The organism is Streptomyces olivochromogenes, assembly GCF_001514115.1.
In the GTDB taxonomy this organism is placed as follows: domain Bacteria; phylum Actinomycetota; class Actinomycetes; order Streptomycetales; family Streptomycetaceae; genus Streptomyces; species Streptomyces olivochromogenes.
On the sequence record NZ_KQ948454.1, the window covers coordinates 282,761 to 295,633 of the forward strand.

The 12,873-nt window shown below is 69.5% G+C and carries 8 protein-coding genes; 1 reads left to right on the top strand and 7 read right to left on the bottom strand.

Features of this window, described 5'->3' with window-relative positions:
• Positions 1–6 precede the first annotated feature (6 nt).
• Genes AQJ27_RS13680 through AQJ27_RS13695 form a run of 4 tightly spaced genes read right to left on the bottom strand, consistent with a single transcriptional unit; the run spans position 7 to position 6,012 of the window.
• Positions 7–1,635, bottom strand: a complete 1,629-nt coding sequence (locus tag AQJ27_RS13680) for a glycosyltransferase family 39 protein (RefSeq protein ID WP_079064964.1) — start codon at positions 1,633–1,635, stop codon at positions 7–9.
• Positions 1,632–3,404: an ArnT family glycosyltransferase gene (locus AQJ27_RS13685; protein ID WP_235613585.1), complete on the bottom strand. Its 1,773-nt coding sequence runs from the start codon at positions 3,402–3,404 to the stop codon at positions 1,632–1,634. The genes AQJ27_RS13680 and AQJ27_RS13685 overlap by 4 nt, the downstream gene beginning before the upstream one ends.
• On the bottom strand, positions 3,401–4,426 hold the full coding sequence (locus AQJ27_RS13690) for a glycoside hydrolase family 26 protein (RefSeq protein ID WP_067367063.1): 1,026 nt from the start codon (positions 4,424–4,426) through the stop codon (positions 3,401–3,403). Before AQJ27_RS13690 ends, AQJ27_RS13685 begins: the two co-directional genes overlap by 4 nt.
• Complete coding sequence (locus AQJ27_RS13695) at positions 4,426–6,012, bottom strand: glycosyltransferase family 2 protein (RefSeq protein ID WP_067367066.1); 1,587 nt, start codon at positions 6,010–6,012, stop codon at positions 4,426–4,428. The genes AQJ27_RS13690 and AQJ27_RS13695 overlap by 1 nt, the downstream gene beginning before the upstream one ends.
• Positions 6,013–6,309: 297 nt before the next feature.
• Between AQJ27_RS13695 and AQJ27_RS13700 the strand changes: the two genes are divergently transcribed.
• Positions 6,310–10,734, top strand: a complete 4,425-nt coding sequence (locus AQJ27_RS13700) for an Ig-like domain-containing protein (protein ID WP_235613586.1) — start codon at positions 6,310–6,312, stop codon at positions 10,732–10,734.
• Between the two features lie 132 nt (positions 10,735–10,866).
• Here AQJ27_RS13700 and truA read toward each other — a convergent pair whose 3' ends face one another.
• The 3 genes from truA to AQJ27_RS13715 form a co-directional block, all read right to left on the bottom strand.
• Positions 10,867–11,721, bottom strand: coding sequence for a tRNA pseudouridine(38-40) synthase TruA (gene truA / locus AQJ27_RS13705; RefSeq protein ID WP_067367073.1), 855 nt, complete (start codon positions 11,719–11,721; stop codon positions 10,867–10,869).
• Positions 11,722–11,813: 92 nt separating this feature from the next.
• Positions 11,814–12,323, bottom strand: a complete 510-nt coding sequence (rplQ, locus tag AQJ27_RS13710; RefSeq protein WP_060895277.1) for a 50S ribosomal protein L17 — start codon at positions 12,321–12,323, stop codon at positions 11,814–11,816.
• Between the two features lie 192 nt (positions 12,324–12,515).
• Positions 12,516–12,873, bottom strand: a 358-nt coding sequence (locus AQJ27_RS13715; RefSeq protein WP_279636194.1) for a DNA-directed RNA polymerase subunit alpha C-terminal domain-containing protein, incomplete at its 5' end; no start/stop codon positions are given.

Genomic DNA, 12,873 nt, shown 5'->3' on the forward strand with positions numbered 1-12,873 from the left:
CTGCGCTCAGCTGTAGATCTTGCGGTGGGCGACGTCTTCCTTCTTGTCCGTAGTCCCGCCCGTGGCCGCCTTGGCGGTCCGCTCGAGCAGGACGAGCGTGAGGCCCTCCAGCTCGCGGGTCTTCACTACGCGGAAGTTGCGCCGGACCGCGGTCGCCGTCGCCTTGGGCATACCGCTGAGCGGCTGTCCTTCGCGCATGGTCGACACCAGCCACAGCCGGTCCGCGTCCGCCAGGCACTTCGCGGGCTGCGGGCACTGCTTGGCGCCGAAGGAGCCCAGCTCCTGCGGGGTGCGGTACATGAGCACGTCCCGCGGGCGGCCCTTGTCGTCGCGCAGCTCGTAGGCCATGGCCCGGCGCTCCGACAGCTTCCCGCTGAACACGATCCCGTCGCCCTTGCGCTGCCCGGCCTCGACAAGGTGCGCGGCGCCGTGGAAGTCGGGCTCCCCGAGCGCGTTCTCACGGGTCTCACGGATGCCCGGCAGCGCCTGCCAGGCGAGCCCGGCGACCACCGCCACGGCGAGCACCCAGCCGAACCCGCGCCGGGCCGCCGCCCCCGTGCCCGCCTTCGCCCCGGCCACCGGTCCGGCGATCCGGCAGACCGCGACCGCCGCGAGCAGCACCCAGGCGGGCGCCGTGAACAGCAGATACCACGGCAGGAAGAGGTGCAGCTGGGACGCGGTGACATACGTCGCCAGCGGCGGCAGCACGATCCACACCGCCAGCGCAGGCGCCCACCGGCCCGCGAAGACCATACCCAGCGCGCCGAGCGCCATCACCGGCCCGGCCACCGCCCACGACCCGAAGAGGTTCTTCGGAAAGTCGACCAGATCCTTCAGGACCGGGTCGCCCCAGTCGATCTGCCCGCTCTGGCGCGACCCCTGGATGACCATCGGAGCGACGAAGCACAGGCCGAGGGTGCCGGCCGCCGCGTACGCCCAGCCCACGATCCGGTCCCCCGAACGCCGGGCCTTCAGGACCATCGTGAGATGCGCGCCGAGCACCGCGAGCGAGGCCAGCTGGCTCCAGCCGATCATCGGCACGGTGAAGGTGTAACCCACCCACACCTTGAAACTCGGCCGCTCCAGCGCCCTGGCGAGCAGCAGCGTCGACAGGAGCACGGCGGCCACGGCGAAGGCGTACGGCCTGATCTCCTGCCCGTAGCGCGTCACCGTGGGCACCACGGCGAACAGGAAGCCCGCGAGCAGCCCGGTCTGCGTGGTGAACAGCCGCCGTCCGAGCAGGGCGAGCAGCCCGGCCGAGGAGGCCATGGCCACGGCCCCCGGGATGCGCATCGCGGTCGGTGAGTCCCCGGCGAGGGAGACCCAGAAGTGCATCAGCACGTAGTACGGCGCGAGCACCACGTCGCTGGAGCGGATCAGCCGGCTCAGGTCGTGGAGGGAGAGCGACGCCGCCCACCAGGTGGCGTGCTCGTCGCGCCACAGCTCCCGGTGGCCGATCCCGCGCAGGATCAGCGCCAGCGCGGCGGCGGAGGGCAGCAGGAAGGCGAGGAGGGCGGCGAGTCGCCCGCCGTCGTCACGCGTCTGCTGCTCGGCCTCACGCCGGGCCCGCCGCCCACCGGAACCGGCGGACGCCTCGGAGACGGGCGTGTACCCGGCCGTCGTCGTGCCGCTCATCGCTTGACCCAGATCCGGTAGGCGTTCTCACCGTTGCTCGTCATGTACGGGAAAACGGCGGCCAGACGGTAGTGCGTATTGCCCTCGAGCCCCTTCTTGACCGCCTCGTACGTCGCCGGGGTCACCGCGCCGTGCATCACGATCACGTCGAAGCGCCCGTCGCGCACCGCCTGCTCGAAGGCGTCGGGGCCGGTGAGCTGCTTGCCGTCCTTGCCTTGGTAGTCCATGTAGTAGGTGCTCTGCCACTGGTTCCACCCGGTGACGTCCCGCAGGTAGTACGCGGGCACCTCCTGCTCCTCGGCCAGGTAGGAGCCCTTCTTGTCGACGTGGACCACCGTACGGAGATAGGACACCATCGGCGCGGCGTCCGGGAAGCTGTACACCCGCTGCGCCTGCACCATGCCGAACACCAGCGCGAGGACGTAGACCAAGATCCCGAGCTGCGGATGTCGAAAGTGCGGGCCGACGAGCCGGGCCATGCCGAGGCCCGCCATGGGCGCGGCGAAGAGCAGGCCGAAGCCGACGTGCTTGTGGAGCGAGACCCCAGTCTGCAGATGGATCTGGTATGCCGGTGCCAGCAGCGCGGTGCCGGTGAGCACCAGGCCGAGCGCGGCGCGCCGCACCCGCCCGGCGGTCGCCCCCTCGATCCACGGCATCTCGCCCATCCGCCCGCGCAGCGTGTACGCCACCGAGCCGAAGATCGCCGCGACGAAGACCAGGCCGCCCCACTCGGCGCTGCGCTCCAGCAGCGTCATGGCGGAGTCGGCGCCCTTGGCCCGGTTGGTGGTGGTGGAGCTGATGCCGCCGAGCGGCCCGGAGAGGACGTACCCGGCGGCGAGCAGCGCCCCGATGCCCGCTCCCAGGAACACACCGCGGCCCAGGGCCTTCACCCCACGGTGCCGGTGCGCGGTGACCACCGCGAGCAGCACGAGCGTCGGCAGATACAGGCCGGAGGCGTACTTCACCCCGAAGGCCAGGGCGGCCGGGGGCGCGGCGAGCAGGACGGCCGCCGAGCGCATCCGGTCGGTGCGGACGACGGCGTACATCGACAGGGCGAGCAGGAAGATCGCGGCGGCGTCGTAGGTGGCGAAGTTGCCGAGCACCGTCGTCGACTGCAGGACGGAGAAGAGCGCGGCCGCGCCGATCGCCGCCCGCAGGTTGAACAGGCGCCGGGTCACCGCGTACAGCAGCCCGGTGGCGGCCAGCATGAACAGCAGGCTGACGACGCGAACGCCGGTGAGTCCGAAGTACGAGTCCACGGCGGCGGCGAGCACCGGGTACAGCTTCGGGTGGCCCGAGAAGTAGGCCGCGAAGTCGACCGGCAGCTTGGTGCCGTGCAGCAGGTTGTTCAGCTCGTAGTGGCCGGACGCGACGTAGAGCGCCTCGTCCTCGAAGGCCGTCCCGCGCAACCGCAGCGAGAGCCCGGCCTGCACCAGAAGCAGGCAGCCCAGCACTCCGCGTCCGAGCAGCTTGCCGCGCCGGTTGTCCACGGCCCAGGAGGACTCGGGGACGGCGGGCAGGGTGTAGCCGGGGTCGGCCTCGGGCTCGGGCTCGGGTGCGGGCTCCGGCTCGGGCGCGCGAACCGGCGTTTCCGGCGGGGCTTCCGCGTACGGGTCGTACGTCTCGTAGTACGGCGGATATGTCTGCTGCTGAGGCGGCCAGGCGTACGAGTCCTGCCCGTACGACTCCTGCTGGTATTCCTGGTACTGCTGCTGGTAGTCCCGATCGGCCCACGTGGGCTGCTGGGGCGGCGGCTGTCTGCTGCTCATGGTGTGGTCACGTCGAATCCGAAGCGGGGGTCGGCGGCCTGCTCGCGGAAGGTGCGGGCGGAGGCCGGACCGCTGGTGATGCGCCAGTCCGCTTCCTTGTCGATGTCGAACCAGACGAAGCCGATCACGTCGTTGTGCGCGGCCAGCCCCTGGAAGAGGTTGGTGATGTCGGCGGGTTTACGCTCCCCGGCCTCGGCCGCCGTCTCCGCGATGATCATGGGCTTCTTGGTGAAGGCGCGGATCTGGCTGGCGGTGGGCCCGTAGAGGGTGCGGTAGGTGGAGGGGCCGTAGCGGGCGAAGTAGCCGATGACGCCGACCCAGTCGACGTACTCCTCGCCCGGCCAGTACGGCTTCAGGCGCACGTTCGGCGCCGGGTTGATCACGTTCGGGCTCCACACCCAGATGACCTGGGTGGCGCCCTCCTGGTCGAAGAGGTCGTGGACGTGCCGGTACGCGGCGACGAACTGCGCAGCGGTGGCCTTCTTCGTCCCCCACACGTACCAGAAGCCGTTCATCTCGTGCGCGAAGCTGATCGCCACCGGCAGATTGAGCTCCTTGACGGAGCGCGCGTAGTCACGGATGTACGCGTCCTGGGAGCCGGACGCGATCTGCTTGAGCGTCTTGTCGTAGGGCTCCCAGGCGATGAAGGGCAGCGCCTTGTAGTTCCAGGCGTTCCGCACGGCGGCCGTCTCGTACTGGTCACCCCAGGCCGAGTAGAACTCGACCAGGTTGGGCTTCTTGCCCGCGGCCTTCGCGAAGGCGTCGACGTTCTTCATACTGGCCGGCGCCCCGACGGCGGCGACACCTAGGTACTTCTTCGAGGGTTGCAGCAACGGGCGTACGTCATAAGGGAGGTCGGGCTTGGTCGCCTCGGCGGGCGCCTCGGTGACCCCCAGGCTGGGTTCCGCCGCCTTGCCCTGGGCCCGTCGGTACTCGTCCCGGCCCTGCTCGGAGAACGTGCTGCAGCCGGCGAGGAGTGCGCCGGCGAGCAGGACTGCCGCCAGCGCACGAAAACGACTCATCACGCGATCCGCTCCCGGGGCTGGACGAGCACGCGCCCGACGACCATGGCATAGAAGAGGCCGGCGGACAGCATCAGCGCGAAGTCCGGCGGATAGAGCGTGAGCATGCGCCAGGCGGCGACGCCGATCCACAGCACCGCGGTCCCGGCGCTCCACACGATCATTCCGGTCCAGTACCGGCGCATGCCGTTCTTCTTGGCGCCCTGCGAGCCGGTCGGCTTCCAACCCATCGGACGTCCGCGCAGCACGTCCCACACGGCGAAGACATGCGACCACCCGTACATCACGCGAACCGACCAGGCCTCCAGGCGGTACGGCGCCCGGTGCCACAGCGGCAGCACCAGCGTCACGTACGCCACGCTGGGCAGCACCCAGAGCGAGGCCTCGGCGCGCAGCAGATCGGGCCGCAGGATGAGCAGCCCGAGCGGGATCAGCGGGGCGAGAAAGGTCGCGAGGGCGGTCTGCAGGTAGTAGAGGAACCCGGAGACGTAGCACAGCCGCGTCTGGAACTTGAGGTCCATCTCCCAGAACCGCTTGCTGGTCAGCAGCGACAACGAGCCCATGCACCAGCGGTACTGCTGGTTGTGGAAGGCCCCGGCCGTGTCCGGGCACACACCCGCCGACAGCGCGATCGGTACGTAGCGCAGCTTCCAGCCCAGCGCCCGCAGGTCGAAGCCCGTGTACATGTCCTCGGAGTGCTCGATCAGTGAGATGCCGCCGATCTGCTCCAGCGCGGACCGCCGGTACACGGCGCACGAGCCGACGCAGATCGACCCGTCCTTCCCCTCCCGGGAGGTCTGCACGGACCGGTAGAACTGCTCCTGAACGGCCCCGGCCCCGCGCTCGATCCAGTTCTGCCGGTCGGTGATGCGGAAGAACTGCGGCGACTGCACGATCCCGACCTGTTCGTCGGCGTCCATGTAGGGCAGCAGCTCGTCGAGCAGATCGGCACGCGGCGCGAAGTCGGCGTCGAGGATGAGGATGTGGTCCCCGCCGGTGATCCCGAAGGCGTGGTGCAGATTGCCGGCCTTCTTGAACCAGCCCCGGTTGGGCCGCACCACGTACCTGAAGTCGAAGTCGTGCGCCATGGCCCCGACCTCGGTGTCCGCCGCGTCGTCGAGGACGTACACGTTCACGACGCCCCGGTAGGTGTCCGCAAGCCGGTTCACATGCACCCAGGTGTTGTGCAGCACCTCTAGGGGCTCACCGCACACCGGCAGGAAGACGTCCACACTCGGGTACGCGGCCGGCTGCCAGTGGCGCACCAGCAGCTTGTGCGCCTTGAGGTCGAAGTCCTTGCTCAGCCCGTCCAGATACAACGAGATCAGGTAGTCCGCGACGACGAACGCGAGCAACGGCATCGTCAGCCAGAACCACGGGCTGGACGCCGTGAAAAGGAACTGGCTCACCGCCAGACACGCGAAGCTGACCAGCGAGCCGAACGTCAGCATCCACAGATGACGCCGCGCGTACGAGTACTTCTCGGCGTCGTCCGGCGGCTGTGGCAAGAGCCCGTGGCTCTCCGGCTCGCGTCTGCGCCGATGAGGACGCTCAGCGCGCGCCGCAGCACTCACTGCACTATTCATGAACCCCCCCAGGACCTGGAACGGACCTGTGAACCCACCCTGAGCCCGGCTGCCCCAAATTCGAACTTTCAGCCGGACTGCGAAAGCATAACCGGCTCCCCCCTTTATGACTCAACAACCTTGTTACGTGACGGTTTCATCAGGGGTCACAGGGGTAGCAGTGGCGCCGCACGGCAGCGAAGCACGCCCCCACGGTGCACAAAAAGGTCAACTGATGGTAAGAACAACCACTCAGTCTTCACGTTTGCGCCACACCTGCGATCATTCCGGGCGCGAACACTAGGGGGAGGTCCCGATTTGCCCGGGTTTTCCGTGCCCGCACGCGGTGGCCGCCATCGCAACCGGCGGCGCAGACAGCTGTTCGCCACAGTGGCCGTGGCCGCTGCGGCACTGATCGGCACGACGATCAGCCTGGTGGCATCCTCGGCCCAGGCCGACCAGACCACCCAGGGCATCGACAATTTGCGCACCAACTGGGACCAGAACGAGGCCGGGCTCTCCCCGGCAGTCGTCCAGTCGTCCGCCTTCGGCCGGCTCTTCGCCACGAAACTGGACGGGCAGATATACGCCCAGCCCCTGGTGCTGGGCGACCAGGTGATCGCGGTCACCGAGAGCAACACCGTGTACGGCCTCGATCGCGCCACCGGCGCGATCGAGTGGAGCAAGAACTACGGACCGGCATGGCCGGCCTCGGCGATCGGCTGCGGGGACCTGACACCCAATGTGGGGGCGACCGCGACTCCCGTCTACGACCCGGCCACCAACGCCCTCTACTTCACCACCAAGGTCGACGACGGCACCTCCACGCACCGCCACCCGACGTGGCTGATGCACGCGGTGGACCCGGCCTCCGGAGCCGAGCGCCCGGGGTGGCCGGTCACCATCGCCGGAAGCCCCGTCAACGACCCGAGCGCCAAGTTCGACGCCTACTACGAACAGCAGCGCCCCGGCCTGCTGTTGATGGACGGCGTCGTCTACGCGGGCTTCGGCGGCCACTGTGACGCGTGGCCGTACCGCGGCTATGTGGTCGGGGTGAGCACCACCGGGCACAGCATCACCTCGATGTGGGCGGCGGTGACCGGTGCCGGCACCGGCGGCTCCGGCATCTGGCAGTCGGGTGGCGGACTGGTCTCGGACGGGTCCGGCCGGATCTTCTTCAGCACCGGGAACGGCATCAGCCCGGCTCCCGGGCCGGGCAAGACCGTTCAGGGAACCCTGGCCGAGTCCGTCGTACGCCTTCAGGTCGGCGCGGACAACACCCTCGGTACGGCCGACTTCTTCAGCCCGAGCGACGCCTCCACCCTGGACCTCAACGACCAGGACATCTCCTCGGGCGCCCCGATGGCGCTGCCGGACGGCTTCGGTACCAGCGAGCACCCGCACCTGCTGATCCAGCAGGGCAAGGACGGGCGGGTGTTCCTGCTCGACCGCGACAACCTCGGCGGCATGGGCCAGGGGGCCCAGGGCGGCGACGCCGCGGTGAGCGTGTCCGGCCCCTACCAGGGCATGTGGGGGCACCCCGCGTTCTGGGGCGGCGACGGCGGCTATGTCTACGTCGTCGGCAACCAGGGTCCGCTGCGCGCTCTCAAGTACGGCGTGCGCAACGGCGGTACGCCCACGCTCACCCTCACCGGCCAGAGCCAGGACACCTTCGGCTACACCAGCGGCTCTCCCCTGGTCACGTCCGACGGCACGGACGAGTCCAGTGCCCTGGTGTGGATGACCTCCGCGAGCAACGCCTCCGGGGCCGACGGCACCCTGCGCGCCTACAGCCCCACTCCCGACGGCCACGGCCTGCTCCAGTTGTTGTGGTCCGCGCCGATCGGCACCGCGACAAAGTTCAGCACGCCGACCGCCGAGGGCGGCAAGGTGTACGTCGGCACCCGGGACGGTGTGCTCTACGGCTTCGGCAGCCCGGCCAGGACGGCTCTGACCGCGGCCTCGCTGGACTTCGGTCAGGTCGGTGTGGGCGACAGCGGCTCCGCCGAGATGAAACTGACGGCCACGCAGGACGTCAGCGTCACGGGGCTCAAGGCCTCCGGCGCGTTCTCGGTCGACCCGTCCGCCGTGCCCACCCCCGAGCAGCCCACGGCGCTGGCGGCGGACGCCACCCTGGACGTACCGATCACCTTCGCCCCCACCGCCACCGGCGGCATCAACGGCACGCTGACCGCGAACCTGTCGGACGGCCAGAAGCTGGTCTTCGCCCTCCACGGCGTCGGCACCAGGCCCGGCCTCGGGGCGGCACCCGCCGCCCTGGACTTCGGGGAAGTGCCCACCGGCAGCACTTCGACGCTGAACCTTCAGATCACCAACACCGGTACCGAACCGGAGACCATCGACTCGGTCGACTCGCCCGGCGGCGCCTTCTCCGCCTCGGGGCTGCCGAACGCGGGGACGGTCGTACCGGCCGGTGGCTCGTTCGTGCTCTCGGTCACCTACACCCCGACCGGCGACCAGGTCGACAGCGACGCGCTCGTGGTCAGCAGCAGCGGCGGCGGCGCCACACACACACTGAGCGTGCCGGTCAGCGCGACGGCCATCACGGGGCAGGGACACCTGGAGTTCTCCACGAGTTCACTGGACTTCGGCCAGGTCCCGATCGGCAGCTCCAAGTCGCTGTCGTTCACCATCACCAACACCGGCAACATCCCGGTGACGGTGACCAAGGCCAAGGCGCCGACAGGTGACTTCAACAGCCCGGTACAGCTGTCGGAGGGCCTGATCATCGGTCCTGAACAGACCGCGGTGCAGAACGTGACGTTCACTCCGCGCTCGGCTGCGGATCTGAGCGCCTTCTACGAGGTCACCGGCACCGGGACCGACACGAACGGCAACAGCCAGGGCGCCATGTACGTGCCGATCAAGGGCACCGGTACCGGCACCGCCACGACCACCTCGGCCGACGACGGGAAGTGGCAGACCAACGGCTCGGCGGTGCCGGCCGACGGCGGCGGGGTCCAGCTGACCCCGGCCACCAGCAATCAGGCGGGCACGGCGGTGTACACCGAGCCGTTGCGCACCGACGGTCTGCGGGCCACCTTCACCACGAAGTTCGGCCCCGGCAGCGGTGGGAAGGGCATGACGCTCACTCTGCTCGACCCGGCCCAGAACTCCGCCTCGGCACTGGGCGGGACCGGTGACAGCCTCGGCATCGCGGGGCGGCCGGGCACGGTGATCGCGCTCGCCACCGGCTGGAACGACACGCTCAAGGCACAGAACTTCGTGGGCGTCGGCCGCAGTGCGGCCGACTCGTCGGCGATCAACTACCAGTCGGTGGCCACACTCGGCACCTCCCTGCGCCAGGGCACGCACCAGGTCGACATCCAGGTGGCCACCGGCCATCTGTACGTCTGGATCGACGGGACGCAGGTGATGGACGCGACACCGACGCTGACGTCCACCGCGCTCCTCGCCTTCTCCGGTGCCACCGGCGACAGCTCCGACGTGCAGACGGTCAGCGGCCCGGTCGTCAGCGAGGCGGCGCCTCCGGCCCCGGACCCGAAAGCGGCGACCTCGCTCCATCTCACCGCCCCGAGCACGGGTGTGCCGGGTCGGAAGTTGACCGTCGCCGGCACGTTGACCTCGTCCGTGGCGCTTCCCGCAGGTCAGGTCGCGCACATCACGCGGAACGGAACAGCACTGCCCGATGTGACGACGGCGGCGGACGGCTCCTTCACCTTCAGCGACACCCCGTCGGCAGAGGGCACCTACACCTACGCCGCAAGCTACGCGGGGGACGCAACACACGAGGCGGCGAGCACGACAAGCCTCGTCCAGGTGTCCAAGCTGGCCACCTCGGTCACTCTGGCGGCCCCGGCCACGGCCACCCGCACGCACAAGCTGACCGTGTCCGGCACCCTCTCCGGCTCGCCCTTCGCCACCGGTGGGGTCGTCACGGTGACGAAGACCGACCTCGCACACCCGTCCGGCGTCGCACTCGCCAACGCGAAGGTCGCCGCGGACGGTTCGTTCACGTTCGCGGACATCCCGCAGATCGGCGGCGCCAACACCTACAAGGTGGCCTACGGCGGCGACATCTCACACAAGCCGGGCAGCCGCAGCGCCACCGTCCAGGTGTCCCGAGTCTCGACGGTCCTGACCATCACCACCGACCACTCGACGTACGCATATGGTCAGTCCGCGAAGGTCACCGCTCACCTCGGTACGACCTACAACAAGCGCACGGTGGCGATCTACGCCCAGCCGTTCGGCGGCACATCGGTCCTGGTGAAGTCGGGCACGGTGGACTCCCACGGCAATCTGACAGGGTCCTACAAGCTCGCCCGCAACACCACGTTCAGCGCGGTGTTCGCCGGCGACTACCAGTACGCCCCGAAGACCGTCGCCCGAAGTGTGCAGTCCTCTGTGCGGATCTCGGAGAAACTGTCCGGTTACTACACGAGCACGCACTACGGCAGCACTCTCTACTGGGTGTACCACCACACCGCCAAGGAGCGACTCGACGCCACCGTCACACCCAACAAGGCCGGCCAGTGCCTCGTCTTCCGGGTGCAGCGGTACTACAGCGGCGCCTGGCACACGCAGACCACCACCCCCTGCGCCGCCCTGAGCTCCAGCAGCGCAGGCCGCCACCAGATGTCTCTCACCAAGTCCGTCAACAGCAGGTTCCGCATCGCCGCGGAGTACATCCACAGCAGTAAGGACAACACCAACCCCAGCACCTGGGGCGCCTGGCAGTACTTCACCGTCAGGCAGTAAGCACGACTGCGACCCGGCTGAACAGCCCCGCCCTCGGACAGCGGCCCAGGGCGGGGCCTCGCTTTCCGCGCGGCAGGTCCTCGTGGCCGACGGCCTACGCAGTGGGGCTCCGGTCCTCCGCCGGCAGCCGGTTCAGCAGCAGGCCCCCGGCAACGTCCGCCGGTTCCGCGCCTCCTTGTTGCGCGCCGCGAGCAGTTCGTCCGCGGGGTAGCCGACCTCCTCCAGCGTCAGCCCGTGCGGTCGTACGACATGGACGGCCGAGTCCCGCACGCCGGCCGCGAGCACCTTCCCGGGCCAGTCGGGCCCGCGGTGCCCGTCCCCCACGAACAGCAGCGCGCCGACGAGCGAGCGCACCATGTTGTGGCAGAAGGCGTCGGCACGGACCGTGGCGGTGATAACCCCGTCGTCCCCGCGCACCAGGCTCAGCTCCTGGAGCGTACGAATGGTCGTGGCGCCCTCGCGCTTCTTGCAGTACGCGGCGAAGTCGTGCTCGCCCATGAGCCGCTCGGCCGCCTCGTTCATGGCGTCGACGTCCAACGGCCAGTCGTGCCACAGGACGTGTCCCCGCAGCAGGGGGTCCACTCCCCCGGGGTTGTCGGTGACGCGGTAGGCGTAGCGCCGCCAGATCGCGGAGAAGCGAGCGTTGAACCCGCTGGGGGCCTCCCTCAGGGACCACACCCGCACGTCCTTGGACAGCCGCCCGGCCAGCCGCTTGAGCAGCTTCTCCTCGTGCTCGGCCCACAGCTCGACGGGCAGATCGACGTGCGCCACCTGCCCGCGCGCGTGCACACCGGCGTCGGTGCGCCCGGCGACGGTCAGCTCGTACGTGGTGTCCCTGGACCGCGTGACGGTCCTGAGGGCGTCCTCGATCTCCCCCTGCACGGTCCGGCGCCCCGAGGCCTGCTTGGCCCACCCGGAGAACCCGGTCCCGTCGTACGACAGATCCAAACGCACCCGTACGAACCCGGGCTGTACTTCGTCACTCACACCTAGATCCTCTCAAGGCCGGCAGCTGTGCCGGAAACGCGAAAGCGGGCCCGCCCCCGAAGGGACGGACCCGCTCACAGCCAGGCAGTGCCTCAGGCGTCCTTCGACTCCTCGGCGGGAGCCTCGGCGGCGTCCTCGACCTTGGCGTCCTCGACCTTGGCCGGAGCCTCGGTCTTGACCTCGGCGTCCTTGGCGGCACGCTTGGTGGCCGCCTCGGCCTCACCGGTGGCCTGCTGGGCCACGGTCAGGGCCTCCACCAGCTCGATGACGGCCATGGGCGCGTTGTCGCCACGGCGGTTACCGATCTTGGTGATACGGGTGTAGCCACCCGGGCGGTTCTCGTAGCGCGGGCCGATCTCGGTGAAGAGCGTGTGCACGATGCTCTTGTCCGTGATCACCGAGAGCACCTGACGGCGGTTGTGAAGGTCACCCTTCTTCGCCTTGGTGACCAGACGCTCCGCGTACGGGCGCAGGCGACGGGCCTTCGCCTCGGTGGTGGTGATGCGGCCGTGCTCGAAGAGCGACTTCGCGAGGTTCGCGAGGAGCAGCTTCTCGTGCGCGGCGCTGCCGCCCAGACGGGCACCCTTGGTGGGCTTCGGCATGGTGTTTCTCCTAGGTGTCTGCCCCGGCCGTATCAGGTACCGGGGTCAGTGTCCGAGCGGGCGATTGCCCGTCGGAGATCCGGGCGCCTCTTGCAAGGCGCCCGGAGGATCCGCGCCCCAAGGGGCGCGGGGAACTGCGCGACCAGCCAAGAACCGTCCCACAGCCTGGAACCGGCCGTGGAACCCGAGTTCTTAGTACTGCTCGGTCTCGACGAACCCGGCGTCCGCGTCGTCGTCCGCGCCAAAGGCGTCCGCGGCAGCGGTCGGGTCGAATCCGGGCGGGCTGTCCTTGAGGGCCAGGCCCATGCCGGCCAGCTTCGCCTTGACCTCGTCGATGGACTTCGCACCGAAGTTGCGGATGTCCAGGAGGTCGGCCTCGGAGCGGGCGACGAGCTCACCCACGGAGTGGATGCCCTCACGCTTGAGGCAGTTGTACGAACGAACGGTGAGCTCGAGCTCCTCGATCGGCAGCGCGAGGTCCGCGGCAAGGGCGGCGTCCGTGGGGGACGGGCCCATGTCGATGCCCTCGGCGTCGATGTTGAGCTCGCGA

Excerpts from the sequence above, each read along its gene's own strand:
- rplQ (WP_060895277.1), bottom strand. The coding sequence starts at position 12,323 with ATGCCGAAGCCCACCAAGGGTGCCCGTCTGGGCGGCAGCGCCGCGCAC.
- AQJ27_RS13695 (WP_067367066.1), bottom strand. The coding sequence starts at position 6,012 with ATGAATAGTGCAGTGAGTGCTGCGGCGCGCGCTGAGCGTCCTCATCGG.
- AQJ27_RS13690 (WP_067367063.1), bottom strand. The coding sequence starts at position 4,426 with ATGAGTCGTTTTCGTGCGCTGGCGGCAGTCCTGCTCGCCGGCGCACTC.
- AQJ27_RS13680 (WP_079064964.1), bottom strand. The coding sequence starts at position 1,635 with ATGAGCGGCACGACGACGGCCGGGTACACGCCCGTCTCCGAGGCGTCC.
- AQJ27_RS13685 (WP_235613585.1), bottom strand. The coding sequence starts at position 3,404 with ATGAGCAGCAGACAGCCGCCGCCCCAGCAGCCCACGTGGGCCGATCGG.